Below are 23,381 nucleotides of genomic sequence, written 5' to 3'. Positions count from 1 at the left end.
GACTTACGAATATGACAGTTAAGATTGGTATTAACGGTTTCGGCCGTATTGGTCGTTTGGCTTTCCGTCGTATTATGGACTTGGGCGAAGCTTCAAAGGACATCGAAGTTGTTGCTATTAACGACTTGACTACTCCAGCTATGTTGGCTCACCTGTTGAAGTACGACACTACTCATGGCACTTTCGACCACGAAGTTTCAGCTACTGAAGACTCACTGGTAGTTGACGGCAAGAAGTACCGTGTTTACGCTGAAGCAGACGCCAAGAACATTCCTTGGGTTAAGAACGACGGCGTTGACTTCGTTCTTGAATGTACTGGTTTCTACACTAGCAAGGCTAAGTCAGAAGCTCACCTTGAAGCAGGCGCTAAGCGTGTATTGATCTCAGCTCCAGCCGGCAACGACTTGAAGACTATCGTTTACTCAGTAAACCAAGACACTTTGAACGCTGACGACAAGATCGTTTCAGCTGGTTCATGCACCACTAACTCACTTGCTCCAATGGCTAACGCTTTGAACAAGGAATTCGGCATCGAAGTTGGTACTATGACTACTATCCACGCCTACACTGCTACTCAAAAGGTTTTGGATGGTCCTGACCGTAAGGCTAACTTCCGTAACGCACGTGCCGCTGCTGAAAACATCATCCCTCACTCAACTGGTGCTGCCAAGGCTATCGGCCTTGTATTGCCAGAATTGAACGGCAAGCTTGATGGCCACGCACAACGTGTTCCAGTTCCAGATGGCTCAGAAACTGAACTTGTTACTATCTTGAACAAGAAGGTAACTGCTGAAGAAGTTAACGCAGCTATGAAGAAGTACGAAAGCCCATCATTTGCTTACAACGATGACGAAATCGTTTCAAGCGACGTTCTTGGTATGACTGCTGGCTCAATCTTTGACCCAACTCAAACCCAAGTTATCACCGCTGGTGACAAGCAACTTGTTAAGACTGTTGCTTGGTACGACAACGAATACTCATTCACTTGCCAAATGGTTCGTACTTTGTTGCACTTTGCTACTCTTTAATTTTAAGTTAAAGACTAAATTTAATTAGTAGTGTGAAAGAAGGCGGAGGGAAATATCTTCCTTCCGCCTTTTTTCGATGAAATATTAGGAGATTTTTTCAATGGCTAAATTGATTGTTTCTGACGTAGACGTTAAGGACAAGAAGGTTTTGGTTCGCGTTGACTTCAACGTGCCAATTAAGGATGGCGTGATTGGTGACGACAACCGTATCGTAGCCGCATTGCCAACTATCAAGTACATCATCGAACACGGCGGCAAGGCAATCTTGCTGTCACACCTTGGCCGTGTCAAGAGCGATGAAGACAAGAAGAGCTTGAGCCTGGCTCCAGTTGCCAAGCGTTTGGGCGAATTGCTGGACAAGCCAGTAACTTTCGTACCTTCAAACGAAGGCAAGGAAGTTGAAGACGCCATCAACAACATGAAGGACGGCGACGTAGTTGTTTTGGAAAACACCCGTTTCCAAGACATCGACAACGACTTCGGCAAGCGCGAATCAAAGAACGACCCTAAGCTGGGCGAATACTGGGCATCATTGGGCGACGTGTTCGTAAACGACGCCTTCGGTACTGCTCACAGAAGCCACGCTTCAAACGTTGGTATCGCTACTGCCATGAAGGCTGCTGGCAAGCCTGCTGCTGCCGGCTTCCTGCTTGAAAAGGAAATCAAGTTCTTGGGCAACGCCGTTGCCAACCCAGTTCACCCATTCGTAACCATCTTGGGTGGTGCTAAGGTTTCAGACAAGATCGGCGTGATCACCAACTTGATTCCTAAGGCTGACCACATCATCATCGGTGGTGGTATGGCTTACACCTTCCTGAAGGCTCAAGGCCACAAGATCGGCAAGTCATTGGTTGAAGACGACAAGGTTGAATTTGCCAAGGAATTGTTGGAGAAGGCTGGCGACAAGCTGGTTCTGCCAATCGACAACGTAGCCGCAACTGAATTCAACAACGATGCTGCTTCAGAAGTCGTTGGCGACGACATTCCTGACAACGAAATGGGCTTGGACATCGGTCCTAAGACTGTTGAACTCTTCAAGAAGACTCTTGAAGGCGCCAAGACTGTTGTTTGGAACGGGCCAATGGGCGTGTTCGAAATGCCTAACTTCGCCAAGGGTACTTTGGAAGTCGGCCGTGCTTTGGCTGACTTGCCAGACGCGACTACTATTGTCGGCGGTGGTGACTCAACTGCTGCTGCCAAGCAATTGGGGATCGCTCCTAAGTTGACTCACATCTCAACTGGTGGTGGCGCATCTCTTGAATACCTTGAAGGTAAGGAATTGCCAGGTATCGCTTGCGTTTCAGACAAGTAGTTTAGGAGGAATTATAAATGTCACGTACCCCAATTATTGCTGGTAACTGGAAGTTGCACAACAACCCAGAACAAACCGTTGAATTTGTTAACGCAGTTAAGGCCCAATTGCCAGACCCATCAAAGGTTGAATCATTGATCTGTGCACCAGCTGTTGACCTTGACGCTTTGCGCAAGGCTGCTGAAGGCTCAAACCTGCACATCGGTGCAGAAAACTGCTACTTCGAAGACGAAGGTGCCTTCACTGGTGAAACTTCACCAAAGGTTCTGCACGAAATGGGCATCCAATACGTAATTATTGGCCACTCAGAACGTCGCGGCTACTTCCACGAAACTGACGAAGACATTAACAAGAAGGCTAAGGCTATTTTTGCTAATGGCATGACTCCAATCATTTGCTGCGGTGAATCATTGGAAACCCGTGAAGCCGGCAAGGAAGCTGAATGGGTAGTTGGCCAAATCAAGGCTGCTTTGGCAGGCTTGACTGCTGAACAAGTTTCATCACTCGTAATTGCCTACGAACCAATCTGGGCAATCGGTACTGGCAAGACTGCTTCAAGCGACCAAGCTGAAGACATGTGCAAGACTATCCGTGAAACTGTTAAGGACTTGTACAATGAAGAAACTGCTGAAAACGTCCGCATCCAATACGGTGGTTCTGTAAAGCCAGCCAACGTTAAGGAATTGATGGCAAAGCCTGACATCGACGGTGGTTTGGTCGGCGGTGCTTCATTGGTACCAGACTCATACTTGGCTTTGGTAAACTACCAAGACTAATTTTAAATAACTGTCATAAAAAGTCGCTTTCCGCGTGGGGAAGCGGCTTTTTATTGTCAACCACGCTGGGGAATGCCTGAGCAAATTAAAACGATCAAGCTGGCTGAGCTTGATCGTTTTCCTTAACTTAATTAAGTGCTTTCTCGCGGGAGGCCGCGATGACTTGCTGGTAGACTGGCAGTTTCTCTTTGAGCTTCGTGGTCAGATAAGACAGGTAGATGTTGAAGCTGAAGTACTCAGCTGGCAATTTGACGAAGCGAGAAAACATATTGCCCTGTTTCTTAGGGTCAAGCGCGATCAGCGCTGGATCAACCAAAGCCAGCAGGCCGCTCTTATGAGCAATGAAAGCCGCGTCCCACTGGTTGTTGACCTGAATCGTCGCGGTCGTATCGATCTTTTGGTTGGATAAAAAGCGTTTAAGAACGCCATAAGTATCCAGCTCCTTCTTGGAACCGATGAATTGGGCCGTGCTGCCAAGGGGCACCAGCAGGGATAATTGCCGGTGTTCCAAGACCTCTGAATCAACTCTCCGGTCGATGAGCTGTGGACCGATGTAGAAGTCCATTGAATCGTTTTTCAGGCGGTCAAGGGCGCGGCTGCCATCAATAGGAATGATTTTCAGTTGCTCTGACAGCTTCTTGGCGTATAAGTTGCGATAGATTCCAGATGCAAAGTCCGGGTCAATTGGCTGCATGTAGCCAATGACCGTGATGTCTTTTTGACTGCTGCTGAGCGTTTTCATTTGGGACTGCAGGTCACCATAAGCTGAAAGGACCTTATCCAGTCCGTTTGCCAGGCTTTGGCCCGCTTCAGTCAAAGAAATTGGCATGCTGGAGCGGTTGACCAGCTTGATCCCGTAATCATGCTCAGCTCGTGTGATAGCTGGCTGACGTATGACTGGCTCAGATACAGGTTGTCTGAGACATCCGCCAGGGTCGGGTGCGACTTAACCTCTTTTAAGATGGAAAGCAGCAATTCAAGATTATGCATGAAAAAAACTCTAAAACAATAGCACAGAGCTTAAGACTTATTTGCGGAACTGTAAAGATTGCCGCAAAAAGTCCCAAGACGCGCTAAGACGAAATAGATTAATATCAATTGTCGTTAGGGTTTGTCATTAATCGACTCTCTCTAGCTTAAAAGCCGATCCAGAGTACAATTAGGATTATTGGGTTATTTGATTTATCTGATAAATCTTAAATTGATTATTACTAGCAACAATAATTACTGCATCGCTTTCAAGCAAGAGCCGTTGATTTGCCTGACTGACCGTCGTTTATACCCTTGAATCAACCAATTAACCTGATAATTCTGTATTCTTGAAAATATTGCGGAATTCACCAGCGGCCAGGCGGCAAACTCTATAACCGCGAAAGGTCCTTCCATTTCTTTGGAAGGGCCTTTTGTCTTATACTTAGTAATAGCTATTGCAACTGTTTTTAGCAATGAAAGTATTGGAAAGGATTTTGATTTTGATTATTCGCAAAGCTAGAAAAGACGACTATGTTGCCGTTTTTCCAATTTTGAACCAAATTTTCGATGAAATGGACATGGCGACCATCAAGCGGCTGCCAGACAGCCAATTCTACGACTTGATGCGGCTGGGCTTTATTTCAGAGAACTACCGCTATTCATACAACCGGATCTGGGTGGCAACCGATGAACATGACCGGGTCCTGGGCATCCTGTGCATGTATTCTGACCGCGACCAAGGCATCATTGACGTGGTCTTGCGCAAGGAAATGGCCAAAGTCGGCCTGCCGATGAAGACTGACATCTTTACCGACAAGGAAGCCGAAAAGGGCGAATGGTACATTGACGCGATCGCGGTTTCACCTAAATACTGGGGCCGGGGCATTGCCAGCAAGCTGCTGGACGTCGCGCCCAAGATTGCTAAGAAACATGGCTTCTCAGTCGTTTCTTTGAACGTGGACAAAGAAAACCCTCGTGCACAGCGCTTATACGTGCACAAGGGCTTTGAGACGACTCACGCGATGACTATTGGCGATCGCGTTTATGATCATATGGTGAAAAGAGTCTAAAGAGACTGGCCGTCCCAGTGGAATGCTGGCTGATGATTGGCAGAAAGTCTGGCAATTCCAAGGGCGTGACGTGCCACTGGGTAAAGAGGACGGCAATCAACAGAATAAAAGGGATATCTTCTGGCCGCTCAATCTGGCAGGTCAGAACGACGCCGTGGTCACTGACTTCCGTCTGGACCGCGGCGACTTTTTTTACCCCGCTTCTAAAGGCGTAGCTCCCTTTCTTGATGCTCCCGTTGACCCAGTAGTTCAAGCGGGTGATGTAAAAAAGGTTGAGCTGGTGGTTGTTGACCTTCTTTACATGGACCAGGGAGTGGTTGACCACATCAAGGGTGTAAGAGGCAATCAGCCCGGTCCCGTCACTGTAGAGGCGGCCAATTTCCTGGCTGCTGGTGTCCAGCAGGTAGAGGGTATGATTGGGGTTGTCCAGGTTGCCCCGGATGATGCCCCAAGGTTCACCCTTGCCGTCAACAATCGGGATCTGGCCGGTATGCCCCTCTTGGGTGAGGGAAAGGGTGTAGGTATACATGGTTACTTCAACTCTTTTTTGTTTTCAGCGATAATTCGGTCAATCGCGGCAGCTACCCCATCTTCATTGTTGGTGCGGGTGATAAAGGTAGCGATGTTCTTGATGTCCAAGACCGCGTTGCCCATGGCTACGCCAACACCAGCCATGGAAATCATGCTTTCATCGTTGAGGTTGTCGCCGATCGCGGCCGTTTCCTCGCGCTTGATGCCCTTGGCTTGCGCGTAGTCCATCAGGGCCGGCCCCTTTTGGGCCTTGGCCGCGTTGATTTCAATGTTGTCGCTTGAGCTGGAAGTGATGGAGAGCTCGCCCATCTGCTTGACTTGCGGAATGATGCCTGAGAAGAACTCTGGCCCCCGGCTGTCAAAGGCGATGATCTTCATGATTTCCAGATTGTCGTCTTCCAGCAGGTGCTCGAAGCTGTCAACTTCCTGGATGCTGACGATGGCTGGCTTGGCGCCGGAAACCATGACGGCTTCTTTGAAGGTCAGGCCAGGGTTCAGAGTCATGACGTAGTGGGCCACGTTGGCAATCCGGGCGCTCAGGTCTTCTGAGTAGACCTTGTCCTTGGTGACCACTTCAAAGTACAAATGGTACTGCTTGAGCAGCTTGACGATTTGCCGGCCGACTGCCAGGTCAATCGGGTTCTTGACGATCAGGTTGCCTTGCGGGTCGTAGACCAGGGCCCCGTTCAAATTGATGAAGCCGCAATGGATGCCGTAGCTCTTGATCAGCCCCCAGGATTCGTGGGGCGCGCGGCCGCTAGCGACTAAGAATTCGATCCCGTTGTTTTCTGCCCGCTGGATAGCTTGGACATTGCCATCAGAAACCTCCATGCTGGCGTTAAAAAGGGTCCCGTCCAAGTCGCAGGCGATCAATTTAATCATCTGAATTTACCTCCTTGTTGTTCGTTTTCATAATAACATAAAAACGGGGCTAGCAAGGTATGCAGAAACATGAAATATTCTCCAAAAAAGGAGTCGTGATTTTTTTCACTAATCCTTGGACTAGGGGCCGATTAATGATAAGATTCTAGTAGGACAAAATAAAGGTGGAATGATTGATGAAGCATTTTATTGGCAACGATTGGGATCAGGTGCTGGAGCCGGTTTTTGAAAGTGATGAATATCACAACTTACATGAATTTTTGCGCTCCGAGTACCAGAATAAGCAGATCTACCCGGATATGTATCATATTTTCACGGCTTTCAAGCTGACTCCCTTCGCGGAGACCAAGATCGTGATCTTGGGCCAGGATCCCTACCACAATCCCGGCCAGGCAAATGGGATGAGCTTTTCTGTCAGCCCAGGCACGCCCCTGCCGCCGTCCTTGCGGAATATCTACAAGGAACTGTATGACGACGTGGGTGCCTTGCCGGTGAACCATGGCTATTTGAAGCGGTGGGCCGACCAGGGCGTGCTCCTGCTCAACGCGGTCCTGACCGTGCCTTACGGGCACGCAAATGGCCACCAGGGCAAGGGCTGGGAGGCAGTTACCGACGCGGCCATCAAGGCCTTGAGCGAGCGGGGCAAGGTGGTCTTTATCCTTTGGGGCCGCTTTGCCCAGAACAAGATTCCCTTGATCGACCAGGAGAAGAACGTCATCATCAAGTCCGCCCACCCAAGTCCGTTTTCAGCCAACCGCGGCTTTTTTGGCTCCCGGCCTTTTTCAAGAGCCAACGCGGCCTTGGTCAGCTTCGGCGAAGCGCCAATTGACTGGCAGCTGCCCATGCAGGCAGAGTAGTATCCTTTAGGAGGAAAAAATGGAAGTTTTTGAAATTTTGAAAGATTTGTTGAAGAAGAGTCCAAAGAAGCGGATCGTTTTTCCAGAAGGCAATGACGTCCGCGTGCTGACCGCGGCCAGCCGCTTGCAGGCTGACGGCCTGGTTGAGCCCATCCTGCTGGGCGAGGCGGACAAGGTGGAGGCGCTGGCCAAGAAAGCCAAGCTGGATCTGTCAGGGATCAGGATCGTTGACTACCTGCACGCGCCGGAATTTGCCTCAATGGTTGAAAAGTTCCACGAGCGCATGGCTGGAGGAAAGCATTTCCAAAGCATGGAAGAGGCGCATGACGCCATGCTGGACCCTAACTTCTACGGGACCATGCTGGTTTATACCGGCGAAGCTGACGGGATGGTTTCCGGGGCGGCCCACTCAACGGCTGCAACTGTCCGCCCGGCCTTGTTCATCTTGAAGACCAAGCCGGGGATGCACCGAGTTTCAGGCTCCTTCATCATGGAGCGGGGCGAAGAGAAGTACATCTTTGCTGACTGCGCGATTTCCATTGACCCAACCAGCGACCAGCTGGCCGAATTTGCTGAACAGTCAGTCATTACGGCCAAGGCAATCGGAATTGAAGAGCCGCGCGTGGCCTTTTTGAGCTTCTCAACCCATGGCTCAGCCAAGGGAGCGCAGGTTGACAAGGTAGCCGAAGCTGTTAAACTCTTTAAGAGCAAGAACCCAGACGTGATTGCCGACGGGGAGCTGCAGTTTGACGCTGCCTTCGTGCCGGAAGTGGCCAAGATCAAGGCGCCGGACTCAGCAGTGGCTGGCAAGGCCAACATCTTCATCTTCCCAGAGCTGCAATCCGGCAACATTGGTTACAAGATTGCCCAGCGCCTGGGCGGCTTTACGGCCGTTGGCCCCGTCTTGCAAGGGCTGGCCAAGCCAGTCAACGACCTGTCGCGCGGCTGCTCAGCTGACGACGTCTACAAGATCGGGATTCTGACGGCAGCGCAATCAGCAATCGAGGATTAAAAGAAAGAACGTTATGACAGAATTAGCAATCAATTCAGCAGCCGCCATGCAGAAATGGGGCCAGGCCTTGGCTGACACCGCCAAGCCCCATGATCTCTTGCTGCTTAAGGGCGACTTGGGCGCCGGCAAGACGACCATGACCCAGGGCTTGGGCCGGGCTTTAGGAATCAAGCGCCCGGTCAAGAGTCCAACCTTTACGATCGTGCGCGAGTACCGGGAAGGCAAGATGCCGCTCTTCCACATGGACTTTTACCGCCTGGAGGGCGACGACCTGGCTTCAATCGACCTGAATGAGTATCTGGCTGAAGATGGGATCGTGGTCATTGAATGGCCGCAGGTTATCCAGGATGATTTGCCAGAAAACTACCTCGGCTTGGTGCTCAAGCGGGTTGATGACTCCTGGGACTCCACCAAGCGCGTGGTGCAGCTTGATCCCCACGGGCCAAGAGCCGGCGAATGGGCCAAAGAAGCTCAGGCCCGCTACACGGAATTAATGGCGAAATAGCCAGCAGACGAAAATAACCAGACGCAAGCCAAAAATGCGTCTGGTTATTTTTTTGCCAATGGCTGGCAAGCTAGATCTGATAGACAAACTGTTTGACGGCCTCCATGCCGTGCTTTTCCGCTTCCTTGACCAGGATGCCGGCACAGGCCTCGCTGTCGCTGAGAGCGTTATGGTGGTGCCAGAGTTCAACGTCCAGCAGGTCAGAAACCGTGTTGAGCTGGTAGTTGGCCAGGCCTGGCTCCAGCTTTTTGGCGACTGCCAGGGTATCGATGACCAGGTAGTGGGGCTCAGCGATCCCGTAGCGCATCAGCGACTGCTTCATGACGTTGGTGTCAAAGCGGGCGGTGTGGGCTGCCACGAGCATCCCCGGCTGAAACAGCCCCTTGATCTTGGGCCAGACCTCGCTCATGGTCGGGGCGCTTTGCACGTCTTTGGCCGTGATGTCGTGCACCTTGATGTGCTGGGCGTCAAAGGCCATTTGGGGATTGATGACAGTGTAGAAGCGGTCGATGATCTTGTTGTCCCGCACCATGACCAGGGCTAAAGAGCAGGCACTGGCTGGGTGCTGGTTGGCAGTTTCAAAGTCCATTGCGACAAAATTCATTAGAAAAACCTCCGGTAACTAAAAGAAGTATAGCACAGGACTTAAGGCTCACTAAAGTGATGAAGACCAGCGGCTAATGCGGTAAAATATCAAAAGGAATTATGAGGAGGCACAATATTGAAATTGACTGATTTGCAAGCTAAGGGCATCGACATTCAAGAAAACATTCCCCTTAGCCGTTACTCATTTACGGAAACGGGCGGCCCAGCCCAATTTTTGGCCTTTCCCAAGTCTTTGGCAGAATTGCAGGATTTGCTGGCCGCGGCGGAAGAAGAGCAGCTGCCAATCACGGTGATCGGCAACGCATCCAATTTGATCATCAGCGACAAGGGCATCAAGGGGCTGGTCATCATCTTGACCAAGATGCACCAGATCAAGGTGGCCGGCGACAAGGTCACGGCGGAGGCCGGCGCGAGAATTATCGACACTTCCTTTACCGCGGGCAAGGCGGGCTTGTCCGGTCTGGAATTTGCAGCCGGGATCCCAGGGTCAGTCGGCGGGGCGGTCTTCATGAACGCCGGGGCCTATGGCGGCGAGACCAAGGACTGCCTGGAAACGGCCACGGTCTTGACGAAAGACGGCCAGTTGAAGACCTATAGCAATGCAGAATTGCAGTTCAGCTACCGGCACTCGCTGGTGCAAGAGACCAAGGAGATCGTCGTTTCCGCCGTTTTCGCCTTGAAGAAGGGCGACCGGGAAGCAATTCTGGATGAGATGAACTACCTGAACGCGCTTAGAAAGTACAAGCAGCCTTTGGAATACCCGTCATGCGGCTCCGTCTTCAAGCGCCCAACGGGCCACTTCGTCGGGCCAATGCTGATCAAGGCGGGACTGCAGGGCAAGCAGATCGGCGGGGCCCAGGTCTCGATGAAGCATGCCGGCTTTATCGTCAACAAGGGCGGCGCCACGGCCACGGACTACCTGAACCTGATTCACTATATTCAAAAGACGATTAAGGAAAAATACGGGATAGATTTGCATACAGAAGTGAGAATTATTGGGGACAAGTAAAACTTTAGCAATAAATTAGAACATGTAGGAAAAGCGTATGGAAATTATTAAGTTGGATCACATCACCAAGCAGTATGATGATGGTTTTGTTGCCTTGCGGGACATCAATCTGAGCATTGAGTCAGGGAAGTTTTATTCCTTGCTTGGACCTTCCGGGTCCGGCAAGACGACGATTTTGCGGATCATTGCCGGTTTCGCCGAGCCCAGCACGGGGAAAGTCTACTTTAACGGGCAGGACATTACCGGCTTGGACGCGTCCAAGCGGCACTTTAATACCGTCTTCCAGAACTATGCCCTCTTTCCGCACCTGAACGTGTACGAGAACGTGGCCTTTGGGCTCAAGCTCAAGCGGACTCCGGAAGCCACGGTGCGGGAAAAGGTCAAGGATGCCCTCCACACCGTCCGTCTGGACGGCTTTGCCAACCGGGAGATCTCAGAGCTCTCCGGTGGCCAGCAGCAGCGGGTTGCCATTGCCAGGGCGATCATCAATGAGCCGAAAGTCCTGCTTTTGGATGAATGCCTTTCAGCCCTGGACAAGCGCCTGCGCAAGGAAATGCAGTTTGAATTGCGGGCCATCCAGAAGAAGCTGGGCATCACTTTCATCTTCGTCACCCACGACCAGGAAGAAGCTCTGGCCATGAGCGATGAGATCTTTGTCTTGAATGACGGGCAGATCCAGCAAAGCGGCAGCCCGGTGGCCATCTATGATGAGCCGGTCAACGACTTTGTCGCCCGCTTCATCGGGGATTCCAATATCCTGCCTGGGGAAATGATCAAGGACTTTGAGGTCAAGTTTGCCGGCAAGAACTTTGAATGTGCCGATGCCGGGATTACCCCGGGGGAAAAGGTTGAAGTCGTCTTAAGACCGGAAGACCTGGACATCACCGCACCGGAAAAGGGCAAGGTGACTGTGCAGGTTCTCAGCCAGCTTTTCCTGGGCGACCACTTTGAGATCAAGGCCACTGGCGCCGGCACTGAATGGCTGATCCACTCGACCAATGGGGTCAAGATTGGCCAGGAGATTGGCCTCTTCTTTGACCCGGAGGACATTCACGTCATGCGCTTGGGCGAAACCGAAGCGGAATTTGATGCCCGCCTTGAAAGCTACGAAGGCGATGGAGAGGGGGACGACGAATGAAGCAAAAGCACCTCAGCTTCCTGATCCCATACCTTTTGTGGATCATCTTGTTCGTCATCGCGCCCCTGGTCTTGATCTTGGGCTACTCCTTGACGGACGCTGCCGGTCACTTTACCTTGCACAACTTTGTGCTCTTTTTTTCCGGCGACACCTTCATCAAAATGATGCTCAATTCCTTCTGGTATGCCCTGCTGATCACCTTCTTCTGCCTGCTGATCTCTTATCCGGCCGCCATGGTCTTGACCAAGCTGAAGAACCAGCAGTTCTGGCTGATGCTGGTCATTTTGCCGACCTGGATCAACCTGCTGCTCAAGGCCTACGCCTTTATCGGCATTTTTGCCAGAAACGGGATGGTCAACCAGTTCCTCCACCTGTTCGGGATTGGGCCAGTGCCGATTCTGTTCACGGACTTTGCCTTTATCTTCGTGGCGACCTATATTGAGATTCCTTTTATGATCATGCCGGTCTACAACGCCTTAAAGGAAATTGACCCGGCCTTGATCCGGGCCAGCTCCGACCTGGGCGCCAGCTTCTGGCAGACTTTCAGATACGTTATCTGGCCTCTGTCCTGGCCTGGGGTAGAAAGCGGGATTCAGGCCATCTTTATCCCGTCCTTGTCCCTCTTCATGCTGACCCGCTTGATCGGGGGCAACCGCGTCATCACTTTGGGGACGGCGGTTGAAGAGTACTTCTTGACCACGATGAACTGGAACATGGGGGCCACGATTGGCGTCATCCTGATCTTCTTGATGACCATTGTCATGATTCTGACCTCCGGCAAGCGCCACAAGAAGGAGATTGACTTATGAGAAAAAACAGTCTTTTGGGCCGGATCTACTTTGGCTTGGTCCTGGTGATCCTTTACCTGCCGATTTTTTACCTGGTCTACTTCTCTTTCTCCAGCGGCAAGAGCATGGACCATTTCCAGCACTTTACCTGGGCCCACTACCAAACCTTGTTTGCGGACCACCGCCTGCTGGCCATCTTTTTGGAGACGCTCATGCTGGCTTTGCTGTCCAGCTTGATCGCGACGGTAATTGGCACTTTAGGGGCGATCGCGATCAACGAGATGCGGAAGCCGGCCAAGCAGCGCTTGTACCTGTCTTTGAACAATATTCTGATCGTTTCGCCTGACGTCATCATCGGTGCCAGCTTCTTGATCCTGTTCACGGCGCTGGGCTTTACCCTGGGCTTTGCCTCAGTCTTGCTCAGTCATATTGCCTTTTCCGTCCCGATCGTCGTCTTGATGGTCCTGCCCAAATTAAAAGAAATGGACAATTCGCTGATCGATGCTGCCAGAGACCTGGGGGCCAGCGGCTGGCAGGTCTTTTCCAAGGTCCTGATTCCGGCCCTGACGCCGGGCATCATGTCGGGGATGTTCATGGCCCTGACCTACTCTTTGGACGACTTCGCCGTGACTTTCTTCGTAACTGGCAATGGCTTTACGACCCTGTCCGTTGAAATCTACTCCAGAGCCCGCCAGGGGATTGACCTGGAAATCAACGCGCTCAGTACAATCATCTTCTTGTTCGTCATGCTCCTGGTTGGGATCTACTACTTTATTTCCAAGCGCCAGGGCAAGAAGGTCAAGGGCGTAGGAGGGCTGATCAAATGAAAAAGATGTTTATTTCGATTGCGGCCATTCTCTTGGCCTGCCTGGCCCTTTTTTGGGGAGCCCAGGAGCTGGACAGCTCTTCAAGCGGGAGCGAGAGCAGCTCTAAGGATTTGATCATCTACAACTGGGGCGACTATATTGACCCCAAGCTGATCACCAAGTTTGAAAAAAAGACCGGTTACCACGTCATCTATGAGACTTTTGACTCAAACGAGGCGATGTACACCAAGCTCAAGCAGGGCGGAACCAACTACGATCTGGCCGTTCCGTCTGACTACATGATCACCAAATTGCGCAAGGACAAGCTGCTTGACAAGATCGACACCAAGAAGCTGTCCAACTTCAAGTACATCGGCCAGGAATTCTTGCACAAGTCCTTTGACGAAAACAACGAATATTCCGTCCCTTACTTCTGGGGCACCCTGGGGATCGTCTACAACGACAAGTACGTCAAGCCAGGCGAGATCTCCACTTGGAACGACCTCTGGCGCAAAAAGTACCGGGGACAGATCCTGTTGGTTGATTCCGCCCGCGACATCATGGGCTTGGCCCTGGTTTCCATGGGCCACTCCATGAATACGACCAACTCAAGCTATCTAAAGGCGGCCAAGGACAAGCTGGACAAGCTGGGGCCAAACGTCAAGGCGATCGTTGCCGACGAGCTCAAGATGTACATGGCCCAAAACGAAGCTTGGATTGGGGTCACTTACTCAGGCGAAGCGGCTACGATGATGGATGAAAATTCCCACATCCACTACGTGGTGCCAGAACAAGGGTCCAACCTTTGGTTTGACAACATCGTCATTCCGAAAACTTGCAAGAACAAGCGGGGAGCCTACCAATTCATCAACTTCATGCTGGAGCCAAAGAATGCCGCGCAAAACGCGGAGTACATCGGCTACGCGACTCCTAACCTGGCCGCGCAAAAGCTGCTGCCAAAGGACATCAGAAATGACCAGCAGTTCTACCCGGACATGAAGACCCTGAAGAATCTTGAGGTCTACCGGGACCTGGCCAAGGAAAAGGTGCAGGAATACAACGACCTTTTCCTGGAATTTAAGATGTACGCGCGCAATTAAGCTCCTTTTGCCTTAAAATGGAGGAAGAAGCAGCGATAAAGCGAAAAGTGCGGCTGATTTTAGAAAGGAGCAAAAATGCAGTTTAATATTGCAAGCCTGCTGACCTGGCATACCCTGTCAGTGGTCCTGGACGTGCTGATCACCTGGTACTTCCTTTACCACTTGACCCTTTTAATCAAGGGGACCAAGGCGGTGCAGCTGGCCAACGGGATTCTGCTGATCCTGATTGCCCGGGTCCTGGCCGGCTGGGCGCAGCTGACGACCGTGACCTTCTTGCTGGACCAAATCGTGTCTTGGTCCGTCATCGGGATCATCGTGATCTTCCAGCCTGAAATCAGGCGGGGCTTGGAAAAGCTCGGCCGGGTCTCCATTTTTTCTGACCGGGAAGGATCGGAAAGAAAGCAGCAGGAGAAATTGGTTAAGGAGCTGGACAAGGCCATCCAGTACATGTCTAAGCGCCGGATCGGGGCTTTGATCACGATCGAGCAGAAGACCGGGCTGGATGATTATATCGAAACGGGGATCAAGCTGGACGCTTTGGTGACCGGGGAGCTCTTGATCAATATCTTCATTCCCAATACCCCTCTGCATGACGGGGCGGTCATCGTCAAGGGCAACCGGGTCGTGGTGGCCTCGGCCTACCTGCCTTTGTCCGACAATGCCATGATTCCCAAGAGCCTGGGGACCCGGCACCGGGCCGCCGTCGGGATTTCCGAAGTCACGGATGCCATCACGGTCGTCGTTTCTGAGGAAACGGGCGGGGTAACCATCACCCGCAACGGCCAGTTCATGGTTGACCTCAGCCAGCAGGAATACCTTAAGTACCTGCGGGCTGAATTGGTTACTTCAGAAGAGAAGAAGCAGCCATGGTTCGTGAATCTCGTCCAAAAGTTGTGGAATTGGGGTGAGAAATAATGCAGAAATTTTATGACAAACCATGGTTCTACAAGCTTTTCTCCCTGATTTTGGCCATCGTGCTGGTTGCCTTTGTCGACAATACCCAGGTCAACGTCAACAACCAGTCCAAGGTCCAGGAAACTGCCTCGACCAAGCAGGCGATCAACATGGCCCTGCAGGTGTCGGTTGACGCGGACAAGTACTACGTGACTGGCTATCCTTCCAAGGTCAAGGTCACCCTGGAAGGGTCAAACGCCTTGGTGACCTCTACCGTCAACACCCAGAACTTCAGGGTCTACATTGACTTAAGCAAGCTGAGCGTTGGCGAGCACAAGGTGCCGATCAAGGTTTCCGGCCTGCCAAGCCAATTGTCCTACAAGCTGTCGCAGAAATATACGACAGTCAACATTCAAAAGCGAAAGTCCCGTACCATGGCCGTGCAAATAGGTTATAATAAAAATGCTGTGGCCAGGGGCTATGACATCGGCACGGCCACGGTCAAGCCCGAAACGGTGGAAGTTACGGGGGCCTTGAGCGAGGTCAAGCGGATTGACCGCATCCAAGCCCAGCTGACGGTTCCTAACGCCAGCAGCCATACCATCCGTCGCAATGTCATGCTGGTGGCGCTTGACAGCAAGGGCCGCCAGCTCAATGTGGTGATCAATCCGTCAACGGCCACGGTCACCCTGCCGATCTCCGTCTCCAAGAAGACGGTCAAGCTGAAGCTGAACGCGGCGAATGGCTCAAGCAAGAAGGTCTACTCTCTGACTGCCAAGCAGGATCAGGTTACGATCCATGGGCAAAAGAAGGCGCTGGACAAGATCAAGTCCTTAACCTTGAACGTCGACTTGACCAATATCAAGTCGTCCACGACCCGGTCTTACCGGCTGCCCGTACCAAGCGGGGTGGCTTGGGTTGATCCAAGTTCCGTGGACGTGCGGATTTCGGTCAGCGATGATGATGATTAGGAAAATTACAAAGTAAGAAAGGTTCTTATAATGCTTAAATATTTTGGTACTGATGGTGTGCGTGGGGAAGCCAACAAGGTCTTGACCCCGGAAATGGCCTTTAAGTTGGGCCGAATGGGTGGCTACGTCCTGACCAAGGAAAAGGAAGACGGCGGCCAGGCCCGCGTCCTGGTTTCACGCGACACCCGGATCTCTGGTGAAATGCTGGAGCACGCTTTGATTGCCGGTCTGCTGTCAGTCGGCATTGAGGTCTTGGAATGCGGCGTGATCACGACCCCAGGTCTGTCATACCTGGTTCGTGCCCAAGGCGCGGATGCCGGCGTGCAGATCTCCGCTTCACACAACCCAGTTGAAGACAACGGGATCAAGTTTTTCGGCAGCGACGGTTTGAAGCTGTCAGACTCCAAAGAAGAGGAAATTGAAGAGCTGATCGACGCCAAGGAAGACATGCTGCCTCGTCCTTCAGCTGAGGGCTTGGGCACGGTAACCGACTTCCGCGATGGCTCCAACAAGTACATCCAATTTTTGGAAAACACCATCCCAGAAGACCTGGATGGGATCAAGGTAGTAATCGACGGGGCCAACGGCGCGGCCAGTGCCTTCATTTCCCGCTTGTTTGCTGACCTGAACGTGGACTTCACCACGATCTCAACCCATCCAAACGGCTTGAACATCAACGACCACTGCGGGGCAACCCACACTGAGCACCTGCAGGAAGAAGTCGTCAAGCAAGGCGCCCAACTGGGGCTGGCTTTTGACGGCGACGCTGACCGCTGCATTGCCGTTGACGAAAACGGGAACGAAGTCGACGGCGACCACATCATGTACATCATCGGCTCATACCTGGAAGAACACGGCCGCTTGAAGAAGGATACGATCGTGACGACCGTCATGAGCAACCTGGGCTTCACCAAGGCCCTGCAGCGTCGCGGCATTAAGAACGTCCGCACCCAAGTCGGCGACCGCTACGTTTCAGAAGAAATGCGCGCTCATGGCTACAGCCTGGGTGGGGAGCAGTCAGGTCACGTCATCATCAGCGACTACCACAACACTGGCGACGGCATGCTGACTGGGATTCACTTGATGCTGGTCATGAAGAAGACTGGCAAGTCCTTGACTGAGCTTTTGGAAGACTTTAAGGAATACCCACAAGTCTTGGTCAACGTGCCAGTCAAGAACAAGGCTTCCTGGAAGCAGCACCAAGCCATCGTTGACGTCATCAAGGAAGTCCAGGATGAAATGGGTGATGACGGCCGAGTTCTGGTGCGTCCTTCAGGCACGCAGGAATTGCTGCGGGTGATGGCAGAAGGCCCAACTGAAGAAGCAACCCAAGCCTACGTCGACCGGATCGTCAAGGTCGTTGAAGACGAAATGGGCGAATAAGCAAAATGCATTTTAAAGTCTTGCCGCGAGGCAAGACTTTTTGCATGGCAAAAAGGAGATAAAGCTCTTTCGATAGTTTTTTGAAGTAGGATATAATATACTTATGAGCTTGAAAGCCTGCTCTTGATGTAAGAACAAGGCGCGACGAAAAAGACAAGCAGAAGAAATAAGAGGTGTGAGCATGGCAATTAAAATGTTGGCCGTCGACTTGGACGGCACCCTCCTGACTTCCAGCAAGACGATTTCGGCTGGGACCATCAAGGCCCTGCAGGAGGCCAGAAATGAAGGAATCAAGGTCGTCTTGGCCACGGGGCGGCCCTTGTTTGGAATTGAGCCTTATACGGAAGCGCTGGGTCTCAAAGGGGCTGATGAATATGCAATCCTGTTTAACGGGGCGGTCGCCCAGAACCTGAACGGCGACGTCCTGTTCAGCCATGACTTGGACCACGGCGACTTCGACACCATGGTCCACATGCAGCGGCTGGCTGACGTCAATCTGAACTTTGAAACGCCTCAGCGCTTTTATACCATGGACCACAAGCTGTCCATCCGGATGTCGATTGACGGGGCTGAAACCAGAAACCAAATCTGGATTCAAAAGCGGGAAGACTTCAAGCGCGACTTCACCTTTGCCAAGGCTGGCTACATGGCTGACGACCCAGACCAGGTCGAGCGCCTGTGGAACCGCCTGCCTGAATGGTTCTTCCAAAGCTACGCGGTCGTCCGCAGCTGGCCGGAAGTCATCGAAGTCGGGTCACTGGAAGCCTCAAAGGGCCTGGCGGTCAGCGAGCTGGCCGCCCGCTTGGGCTTTTCTGGCAGCCAGGTCATGATCTTTGGCGACCAGGGCAACGACCGGTCCATGTTTGAAATGGCCGACTTTAAGAAGGTGGCCATGGGCAATGCCATCGATGAAATCAAGGACATGGCTGACTACGTGACCGATACCAATGACCGCGACGGAATCGCCAAGGCCTTGCGCAAGCTGGTCTTGTAATTCAGGAGCTTTTTTAAGGACCAAGCCAGCCGGCTTGGTCCTTTTTGCTAAAAGGAGCAAAGAGACGATGAATACAGAAGCAATCAGCCAGCCGCTGAAAGCGGCAGTAGACCAGGGCATCGTTCGCGGAGCTGCATACGCCATTATTGGGGCTGACGTCCATGAGGAGCATTATCTTGGCTGGTGCGATGACAGCCGCGAGCATCCAGTGGTTTCGCACCTTGACTACGACCTGGCCTCCTTGACCAAGGTCGTGGCAACGGCCACGCGGATCTTTCAGCTGCTGGGCGAGCGGACCATTGAACTGGAGGATCCGGTTGGCAGCTTCTTTGAGACCAGCTTTCAGGACGTGACGGTAGCCGACTTGCTCTTGCATGACAGCGGCCTGCCGGCTGACCTCACCGACGTCTGGCAGTATGAGAGCGCGGCCGACGTCTGGCAGGCCGTCAAAGACAGCCAATTGGTCTACCCAACTGGCAGCGAGGCCAGGTATTCCGACCTCAACTTCATCATTTTGGGCAAGATCATTGAGAAAGCAACCGGCAATCCCTTGGCCGTTGAAATTCACAAGCATGTCCTCAAGCCACTGGGGATGCATGACAGCGGCTACTGCCTGGGCAATGAGCCTTTTAGAGACCGGAACTGGTTCGTGCCAACGGAAATGACCCAGAAGCGCGGCCAGGTCTGGGGCGGCGTGCATGATGAGACGGCCTGGCAGCTGCAGGGCTGCGCGGGTCACGCCGGCCTTTTCGCCAGCTTGAGCGACTTGGAGAATTTTGCCCAAATGTACCTGAACGATGGCCGTTTTCATGACCAGGAAATCATTCCAGGGCAGATCGCGGTCCGCTTGCCGGAGTTGGATCACTTTGAGCGGACCCTGGCTTGGATCCGCTGGACGCCAAACCGGAAGAATCTTTGGCATACCGGCTTTACGGGGCCAGGCTTGGGAATTGACCTGGACCGGCGGCGGGCCTTGATCATCCTGACCAATGCCGTCTACCCTAAGCGCGGCAACGAAGCCTGGCAGGCAGCCCGCCGAGCGGCGGCCGCGGCCTTTTTTGGCGGCAAGTACCGGGAAAAGCAGGCTTAGGCAAATATGGTTGACAATTGTAAATAAAGGCGTATGATGAAATATGAAAGTTACATGTGTAAACGAAAAAGGAAGCAAGATGCAAGCAGAACTTGACCGAGACTACAGCATTTCCGATGCCGAATGGGACGTCATGCGGATCGTCTGGACCCTGGGCACCGTCTATACCAATCAGGTGGTCAGCCAGCTGCAGGCCAAGAAGGACTGGAGCGAATCGACCATCAAGACCTTGATGCGGCGCTTGGAAAAGAAGGGCTTCTTGAAGGTCAACCGGTCGGGTCACCGCTTCACTTATGAAGCGACGATCAGCCAGGACGAAATGATGTACCAAAGCATCAAGCGGTCGCTGGCCGCCATGTGCGACATGCACAAGGGCCAGCTGCTGCTCCGCCTGCTGGACGAGATCCCCATGTCCAAAAATGACTTGGCCAAGGTCGCGGCCAAGGTCGCGGAAAAGCAGCTGACCGCGCCGGATCAGGTTCCTTGCAACTGCCTCGCGCATGATCCGGATCATTGCGCGGATCATTGTTAAGAAAGAGGGACTGGGCAAATGTTGCTCAAAATTATCGTACTGATCGGCGCTTTAGCCCTGATCGGCATCATTTTGTGGTGGTTTTTCGGCAAGTTCGAGCAAGCAGCCGGCAAGGCCAAAGTCGTTGACGGCAAGCAGGAAGGCAGGGTCGTGGTCAAGGGCGGCTATAATCCCCAGGTCATGGTCTTCAAGCAGGGCCAGCCGGCCGAAGTCGTCTTTGACATGCAGGACTCAACGGCCTGCTTGAGCCATGTGGTTTTTGAAAAGCTTGGCGTGGACAAGGATCTGGCCAAGGATCCGCATGCCCGGGTCAAGATTCCAACCGACCAGGCAGGCGAGTTCGACTACGCCTGCGGGATGAATATGTTTCATGGAAAGGTGATCGTTAAATAATGGGACTTTTTAAGCGCAAGCAAAGCAAGACTATCGTCGTTGACAAGGGCTATGAGCCTTCCGAGGTTCACTTCAAGCAGGGCAAGGAGGCAGAATTGACCTTCAAGGTCAAGACTGACAATACTTGCCTGCAAAAGGTCGTAATCAAGGATTTGGGGCTGGAGAAGGACCTGTTCAACGACCCGGACAAGACTATCCAGATACCAACTGACAAGCGGGGGGAGATTCCCTTTGCCTGCGGGATGGACATGTTTCATGGGAAGATCGTGATCGACTAATGCAGCTTTCAAGTATCAAGCGCTTCTGGATCTCCTTGGTCCTTTCCCTGCCGATGCTGGTGGACATGATTGCCATGCCCTTTGGCTTCATGCTGCCCAATTCCCGCCTGATCGCCCTAGTCGCGACTACTTTGGTGATGCGGATCGCCGCCGGCCCTTACGTCAAGAGCGCCTGGGCCGCCTTTTTAAAGCACCAGGCCAACATGAACACCCTGGTGGCGGTTGGGACAAGCGTGACCTATCTTTACAGCCTGTTTGCCTTTTTTACCGGCCGGGACGTCTACTTTGAGAGCGCGGCCTTTGTCCTGGTCTTCGTCCTTCTGGGCGATGCCATGGAGGAAAAAATGCACGCCAATGCCTCAAATGCCCTGGCCAAGCTGCTGGACCTGCAGGCTAAAGAAGCCGAAGTCTGGCGGGACGGCCGCTTCGTCAAGCTGCCGGTCTCTGAGGTGAAAATCGGCGACGTCATCCGCGTCAAGCCAGGCGAAAAGGTGCCAGTCGACGGTGAAATCGTCGAAGGGTCTTCAACGCTGGATGAAGCCATGGTGACCGGGGAAAGCCTGCCAGTCGTTAAAAAGGCGGGTGACTCCGTCATTGGGGCCACGGTCAACGGGAAGGGGAGCTTCCAGTTCAAGGCCACCAAGGTTGGCCAGGACACCATGCTGGCCCAGATCGCGGAAACGGTCAAGAAGGCCCAGACTTCCCACGCGCCAATCCAGAAGCTGACCGACCGGATTGCCGGGATTTTCGTTCCCGCCGTCCTGGTTCTGGCTATCTTGACTTTCGCAATCTGGTACGTCTTTTTCAATGCTTCGCTAGTTCAGGCCATGCTCTACGCGGTCTCCGTCATCGTTATTGCCTGTCCGTGCGCTTTAGGCTTGGCGACGCCAACGGCCTTGATGGTCGGGACTGGCCGGGCGGCCAAAATGGGCGTTTTGATCAAAAACGGGGAAGTCCTGGAAAAAGTCGCGGCCCTGCAGACGGTTGCCTTTGACAAGACCGGGACCATCACGGTCGGCAAGCCGGAAGTGACCGACCTGATTGGGGATAGCGCGGCCTTGCAAACGGCCGCCAGCCTGGAAAGCGCGTCAGAGCACCCATTGGCGCAAGCCATCGTCAATCAGGCCGCCCAAGCGGGACTTGCCCTGGAGAAGGTGACTGACTTTGAGGCCATAGAAGGGCGCGGGGTCAAAGGGCAGCTGGCCGGCAAGGAGGCCTTGGTCGGCAGTGCTGAATTGACCGGCGCTGATGCCACTTGGCGGGAAAAGGCCGCGGCCCTGCAAAAGCAGGCCAAGACCGTCGTCTTTGTTGCCCTTGATGGCCAGGTCATTGGCCTGGTAGCCATCCAGGACCAGCCTAAGGCCAGCTCCAAAGCCGCCATCCAGCTCTTGAAGAAGCGGGGAATGCGGACGGTGATGCTGACGGGAGACAATGAAAACGTGGCCCAGGCCATTGCCAAGCAGGTGGGCATTGACCAAGTCATTGCTGGCGTTTTGCCCAATGAGAAGGCCGATCACGTCAAGGCCCTCATGCAAAAGGAAAAAGTGGCCTTCGTTGGCGACGGGATCAATGACGCGCCGGCGCTTTCCGTGGCGGACGTGGGCATTGCCATGGGCAGCGGCACGGACATTGCCAAAGAAGCCGGCGGCATCGTGCTGGTTACTAGCGATCTGCTAGGCGTCGTCAGGGCCTTGGACATTGCCAGGAAGACTTTCCAAAGAATCAAGCTCAACTTGTTTTGGGCTTTGATCTACAACATGGTTGGCATTCCGATTGCCGCCGGTTTGTTTTCAGGCTTGGGGCTGACTCTCAGTCCGGAATTGGCTGGCCTGGCCATGGCCTTCAGCTCCGTCTCAGTCGTCAGCTCATCGCTTTTGCTGAACAAGGCCAAAATTGCTGGCGCGGAAAAGCAAAGATCAGCTTGAAAATACTTAAAATCTTTAAGACAAACAACTTAAGCAAAAAATGAAATCGCTGATGGCGATTTCATTTTTTGTTTGCTTTAAGAGCGCTTTCAGTTGTAACCTAATAGTTAGTGCATAAATCGTTTTAAAGGAGGGACAAACATGAGTGAGCAGTTGCGGAAATACGTCAGCGTGGCCTTTTTCGCTTTTTGGGGCGGGGCAGCGCGCTACTGGCTGAATGCCAATTTCTCTTTCTATGGCACGATTCTGGGCAATATTGCCGGCTGCTTTTTGCTGGCCTTTTTGACCTACTTCTTCTTGACTATGGGCATCACGAATCCTTGGCTCAACGTGGGCCTGGGAACCGGCTTTGTCGGAGCCTTTACCACCTTCTCCAGCTTTAAGCTGGATACTTTGAAGCTTCTCTTGGCTGGCAGCAGCCTGACCGCGCTCTGGTATTTTGTCTTATCTATTCTGCTGGGCTTCCTGTTTGCCGTGCTTGGCAAGCGGTGCGGTCTGTTTTTGGCGCAGCGCGTTTTAAGGAGGTAGA

General features: G+C 52.7%; 27 protein-coding genes. 22 read left to right on the top strand and 5 right to left on the bottom strand.

The annotated features are described in order from the left end of the window. The first annotated feature begins 11 nt into the window (after positions 1-11). The 3 genes from gap (at position 12) to tpiA (ending at position 3,116) form a co-directional block, all read left to right on the top strand. Positions 12-1,028, top strand: a complete 1,017-nt coding sequence (gene gap, locus FYJ62_RS02845; RefSeq protein WP_154547546.1) for a type I glyceraldehyde-3-phosphate dehydrogenase — start codon at positions 12-14, stop codon at positions 1,026-1,028. A 100-nt stretch (positions 1,029-1,128) separates the two neighbouring features. Then, a complete protein-coding gene (locus FYJ62_RS02840; protein ID WP_154547544.1) occupies positions 1,129-2,340 on the top strand; it encodes a phosphoglycerate kinase in 1,212 nt (403 codons plus the stop codon). Between the two features lie 17 nt (positions 2,341-2,357). Further along, positions 2,358-3,116 (top strand): triose-phosphate isomerase, encoded by a 759-nt coding sequence (gene tpiA, locus FYJ62_RS02835; protein WP_154547542.1) that lies wholly within the window; start codon positions 2,358-2,360, stop codon positions 3,114-3,116. 127 nt (positions 3,117-3,243) lie between these two features. Here tpiA and FYJ62_RS02830 read toward each other — a convergent pair whose 3' ends face one another. Together FYJ62_RS02830 and FYJ62_RS02825 are read right to left on the bottom strand one after the other, a co-directional pair. Further along, a complete protein-coding gene (locus FYJ62_RS02830) occupies positions 3,244-3,945 on the bottom strand; it encodes a hypothetical protein (protein WP_154547540.1) in 702 nt (233 codons plus the stop codon). Beyond that, positions 3,930-4,106, bottom strand: coding sequence for a hypothetical protein (locus tag FYJ62_RS02825; protein WP_154547538.1), 177 nt, complete (start codon positions 4,104-4,106; stop codon positions 3,930-3,932). The genes FYJ62_RS02830 and FYJ62_RS02825 overlap by 16 nt, the downstream gene beginning before the upstream one ends. Positions 4,107-4,591: 485 nt before the next feature. Between FYJ62_RS02825 and FYJ62_RS02820 the strand changes: the two genes are divergently transcribed. Next, entirely contained in the window at positions 4,592-5,158 is a 567-nt protein-coding gene (locus FYJ62_RS02820) for a GNAT family N-acetyltransferase (protein WP_326831980.1), read from the top strand. On the opposite strand, the gene FYJ62_RS02815 is transcribed toward FYJ62_RS02820, so the two are convergent. Beyond that, complete coding sequence (locus FYJ62_RS02815) at positions 5,115-5,687, bottom strand: hypothetical protein (protein ID WP_154547534.1); 573 nt, start codon at positions 5,685-5,687, stop codon at positions 5,115-5,117. The genes FYJ62_RS02820 and FYJ62_RS02815 overlap by 44 nt on opposite strands. A 2-nt stretch (positions 5,688-5,689) precedes the next feature. Next, a complete protein-coding gene (locus FYJ62_RS02810) occupies positions 5,690-6,571 on the bottom strand; it encodes a Cof-type HAD-IIB family hydrolase (protein WP_154547532.1) in 882 nt (293 codons plus the stop codon). 176 nt (positions 6,572-6,747) lie between these two features. Here FYJ62_RS02810 and FYJ62_RS02805 point away from each other — a divergent pair, with 176 nt between their 5' ends. The 3 genes from FYJ62_RS02805 to tsaE are packed head-to-tail and all read left to right on the top strand — an operon-like array spanning position 6,748 to position 8,945. Next, positions 6,748-7,428, top strand: coding sequence for a uracil-DNA glycosylase (locus tag FYJ62_RS02805; protein ID WP_195837379.1), 681 nt, complete (start codon positions 6,748-6,750; stop codon positions 7,426-7,428). Between the two features lie 19 nt (positions 7,429-7,447). Further along, a complete protein-coding gene (gene pta, locus FYJ62_RS02800; protein WP_154547528.1) occupies positions 7,448-8,440 on the top strand; it encodes a phosphate acetyltransferase in 993 nt (330 codons plus the stop codon). A gap of 13 nt (positions 8,441-8,453) precedes the next feature. Beyond that, complete coding sequence (gene tsaE / locus FYJ62_RS02795; protein ID WP_154547526.1) at positions 8,454-8,945, top strand: tRNA (adenosine(37)-N6)-threonylcarbamoyltransferase complex ATPase subunit type 1 TsaE; 492 nt, start codon at positions 8,454-8,456, stop codon at positions 8,943-8,945. A gap of 70 nt (positions 8,946-9,015) precedes the next feature. Here tsaE and FYJ62_RS02790 read toward each other — a convergent pair whose 3' ends face one another. Next, positions 9,016-9,549: a 3'-5' exonuclease gene (locus FYJ62_RS02790; RefSeq protein WP_154547516.1), complete on the bottom strand. Its 534-nt coding sequence runs from the start codon at positions 9,547-9,549 to the stop codon at positions 9,016-9,018. Between the two features lie 117 nt (positions 9,550-9,666). Between FYJ62_RS02790 and murB the strand changes: the two genes are divergently transcribed. From murB to FYJ62_RS02715, 15 genes are all read left to right on the top strand, one after another. Next, positions 9,667-10,560 carry a UDP-N-acetylmuramate dehydrogenase gene (gene murB / locus FYJ62_RS02785; protein ID WP_154547514.1) on the top strand — a complete coding sequence of 298 codons (894 nt, stop codon included), beginning with the start codon at positions 9,667-9,669 and terminating at the stop codon, positions 10,558-10,560. Positions 10,561-10,597: 37 nt separating this feature from the next. After that, complete coding sequence (locus tag FYJ62_RS02780) at positions 10,598-11,698, top strand: ABC transporter ATP-binding protein (protein ID WP_154547512.1); 1,101 nt, start codon at positions 10,598-10,600, stop codon at positions 11,696-11,698. After that, positions 11,695-12,507 carry an ABC transporter permease gene (locus FYJ62_RS02775; RefSeq protein WP_154547510.1) on the top strand — a complete coding sequence of 271 codons (813 nt, stop codon included), beginning with the start codon at positions 11,695-11,697 and terminating at the stop codon, positions 12,505-12,507. The genes FYJ62_RS02780 and FYJ62_RS02775 overlap by 4 nt, the downstream gene beginning before the upstream one ends. Beyond that, a complete protein-coding gene (locus FYJ62_RS02770; protein ID WP_154547508.1) occupies positions 12,504-13,313 on the top strand; it encodes an ABC transporter permease in 810 nt (269 codons plus the stop codon). The genes FYJ62_RS02775 and FYJ62_RS02770 overlap by 4 nt, the downstream gene beginning before the upstream one ends. Continuing rightward, positions 13,310-14,392 (top strand): ABC transporter substrate-binding protein, encoded by a 1,083-nt coding sequence (locus FYJ62_RS02765; RefSeq protein WP_154547506.1) that lies wholly within the window; start codon positions 13,310-13,312, stop codon positions 14,390-14,392. Before FYJ62_RS02770 ends, FYJ62_RS02765 begins: the two co-directional genes overlap by 4 nt. Before the next feature lie 75 nt (positions 14,393-14,467). Then, the gene (cdaA, locus tag FYJ62_RS02760; protein ID WP_154547504.1) at positions 14,468-15,307 is read left to right on the top strand and encodes a diadenylate cyclase CdaA; all 840 of its coding nucleotides are present in this window, start codon (positions 14,468-14,470) and stop codon (positions 15,305-15,307) included. Next, on the top strand, positions 15,307-16,257 hold the full coding sequence (locus FYJ62_RS02755) for a CdaR family protein (protein WP_154547502.1): 951 nt from the start codon (positions 15,307-15,309) through the stop codon (positions 16,255-16,257). The genes cdaA and FYJ62_RS02755 overlap by 1 nt, the downstream gene beginning before the upstream one ends. 30 nt (positions 16,258-16,287) lie before the next feature. Next, positions 16,288-17,640, top strand: a complete 1,353-nt coding sequence (gene glmM / locus FYJ62_RS02750) for a phosphoglucosamine mutase (protein ID WP_154547500.1) — start codon at positions 16,288-16,290, stop codon at positions 17,638-17,640. Between the two features lie 181 nt (positions 17,641-17,821). After that, positions 17,822-18,634, top strand: a complete 813-nt coding sequence (locus FYJ62_RS02745; protein WP_154547498.1) for a Cof-type HAD-IIB family hydrolase — start codon at positions 17,822-17,824, stop codon at positions 18,632-18,634. Positions 18,635-18,701: 67 nt separating this feature from the next. Next, positions 18,702-19,724, top strand: a complete 1,023-nt coding sequence (locus FYJ62_RS02740) for a serine hydrolase domain-containing protein (RefSeq protein WP_154547496.1) — start codon at positions 18,702-18,704, stop codon at positions 19,722-19,724. 79 nt (positions 19,725-19,803) lie between these two features. Then, entirely contained in the window at positions 19,804-20,256 is a 453-nt protein-coding gene (locus tag FYJ62_RS02735; RefSeq protein WP_154547494.1) for a CopY/TcrY family copper transport repressor, read from the top strand. Between the two features lie 18 nt (positions 20,257-20,274). After that, positions 20,275-20,649, top strand: coding sequence for a cupredoxin domain-containing protein (locus FYJ62_RS02730; RefSeq protein WP_154547492.1), 375 nt, complete (start codon positions 20,275-20,277; stop codon positions 20,647-20,649). Further along, positions 20,649-20,927, top strand: a complete 279-nt coding sequence (locus FYJ62_RS02725; protein WP_154547490.1) for a cupredoxin domain-containing protein — start codon at positions 20,649-20,651, stop codon at positions 20,925-20,927. The genes FYJ62_RS02730 and FYJ62_RS02725 overlap by 1 nt, the downstream gene beginning before the upstream one ends. Further along, positions 20,927-22,852: a copper-translocating P-type ATPase gene (locus FYJ62_RS02720; RefSeq protein ID WP_154547488.1), complete on the top strand. Its 1,926-nt coding sequence runs from the start codon at positions 20,927-20,929 to the stop codon at positions 22,850-22,852. The genes FYJ62_RS02725 and FYJ62_RS02720 overlap by 1 nt, the downstream gene beginning before the upstream one ends. Positions 22,853-22,993: 141 nt before the next feature. Continuing rightward, complete coding sequence (locus tag FYJ62_RS02715; protein ID WP_154547486.1) at positions 22,994-23,380, top strand: fluoride efflux transporter FluC; 387 nt, start codon at positions 22,994-22,996, stop codon at positions 23,378-23,380. Position 23,381 lies beyond the last annotated feature (1 nt).

Origin of the sequence: Lactobacillus porci, assembly GCF_009695985.1 — a bacterium.
GTDB lineage: Bacteria > Bacillota > Bacilli > Lactobacillales > Lactobacillaceae > Lactobacillus > Lactobacillus absianus.
Note: the sequence above shows the minus strand (reverse complement) of the source record. Positions and strands in the feature narration are given on the sequence as shown.

Coding starts and splice junctions, on each gene's coding strand:
- FYJ62_RS02840 (WP_154547544.1), top strand. CDS start 1,129: ATGGCTAAATTGATTGTTTCTGACGTAGACGTTAAGGACAAGAAGGTT.
- FYJ62_RS02730 (WP_154547492.1), top strand. CDS start 20,275: ATGTTGCTCAAAATTATCGTACTGATCGGCGCTTTAGCCCTGATCGGC.
- pta (WP_154547528.1), top strand. CDS start 7,448: ATGGAAGTTTTTGAAATTTTGAAAGATTTGTTGAAGAAGAGTCCAAAG.
- tpiA (WP_154547542.1), top strand. CDS start 2,358: ATGTCACGTACCCCAATTATTGCTGGTAACTGGAAGTTGCACAACAAC.
- FYJ62_RS02745 (WP_154547498.1), top strand. CDS start 17,822: ATGGCAATTAAAATGTTGGCCGTCGACTTGGACGGCACCCTCCTGACT.
- tsaE (WP_154547526.1), top strand. CDS start 8,454: ATGACAGAATTAGCAATCAATTCAGCAGCCGCCATGCAGAAATGGGGC.
- FYJ62_RS02810 (WP_154547532.1), bottom strand. CDS start 6,571: ATGATTAAATTGATCGCCTGCGACTTGGACGGGACCCTTTTTAACGCC.
- FYJ62_RS02720 (WP_154547488.1), top strand. CDS start 20,927: ATGCAGCTTTCAAGTATCAAGCGCTTCTGGATCTCCTTGGTCCTTTCC.
- FYJ62_RS02815 (WP_154547534.1), bottom strand. CDS start 5,687: ATGTATACCTACACCCTTTCCCTCACCCAAGAGGGGCATACCGGCCAG.
- FYJ62_RS02765 (WP_154547506.1), top strand. CDS start 13,310: ATGAAAAAGATGTTTATTTCGATTGCGGCCATTCTCTTGGCCTGCCTG.
- FYJ62_RS02825 (WP_154547538.1), bottom strand. CDS start 4,106: ATGCATAATCTTGAATTGCTGCTTTCCATCTTAAAAGAGGTTAAGTCG.
- FYJ62_RS02740 (WP_154547496.1), top strand. CDS start 18,702: ATGAATACAGAAGCAATCAGCCAGCCGCTGAAAGCGGCAGTAGACCAG.
- glmM (WP_154547500.1), top strand. CDS start 16,288: ATGCTTAAATATTTTGGTACTGATGGTGTGCGTGGGGAAGCCAACAAG.
- gap (WP_154547546.1), top strand. CDS start 12: ATGACAGTTAAGATTGGTATTAACGGTTTCGGCCGTATTGGTCGTTTG.
- FYJ62_RS02790 (WP_154547516.1), bottom strand. CDS start 9,549: ATGAATTTTGTCGCAATGGACTTTGAAACTGCCAACCAGCACCCAGCC.
- FYJ62_RS02775 (WP_154547510.1), top strand. CDS start 11,695: ATGAAGCAAAAGCACCTCAGCTTCCTGATCCCATACCTTTTGTGGATC.
- FYJ62_RS02830 (WP_154547540.1), bottom strand. CDS start 3,945: ATGCCAATTTCTTTGACTGAAGCGGGCCAAAGCCTGGCAAACGGACTG.
- FYJ62_RS02715 (WP_154547486.1), top strand. CDS start 22,994: ATGAGTGAGCAGTTGCGGAAATACGTCAGCGTGGCCTTTTTCGCTTTT.
- cdaA (WP_154547504.1), top strand. CDS start 14,468: ATGCAGTTTAATATTGCAAGCCTGCTGACCTGGCATACCCTGTCAGTG.
- FYJ62_RS02770 (WP_154547508.1), top strand. CDS start 12,504: ATGAGAAAAAACAGTCTTTTGGGCCGGATCTACTTTGGCTTGGTCCTG.
- FYJ62_RS02735 (WP_154547494.1), top strand. CDS start 19,804: ATGCAAGCAGAACTTGACCGAGACTACAGCATTTCCGATGCCGAATGG.
- FYJ62_RS02755 (WP_154547502.1), top strand. CDS start 15,307: ATGCAGAAATTTTATGACAAACCATGGTTCTACAAGCTTTTCTCCCTG.
- FYJ62_RS02725 (WP_154547490.1), top strand. CDS start 20,649: ATGGGACTTTTTAAGCGCAAGCAAAGCAAGACTATCGTCGTTGACAAG.
- FYJ62_RS02805 (WP_195837379.1), top strand. CDS start 6,748: ATGAAGCATTTTATTGGCAACGATTGGGATCAGGTGCTGGAGCCGGTT.
- FYJ62_RS02780 (WP_154547512.1), top strand. CDS start 10,598: ATGGAAATTATTAAGTTGGATCACATCACCAAGCAGTATGATGATGGT.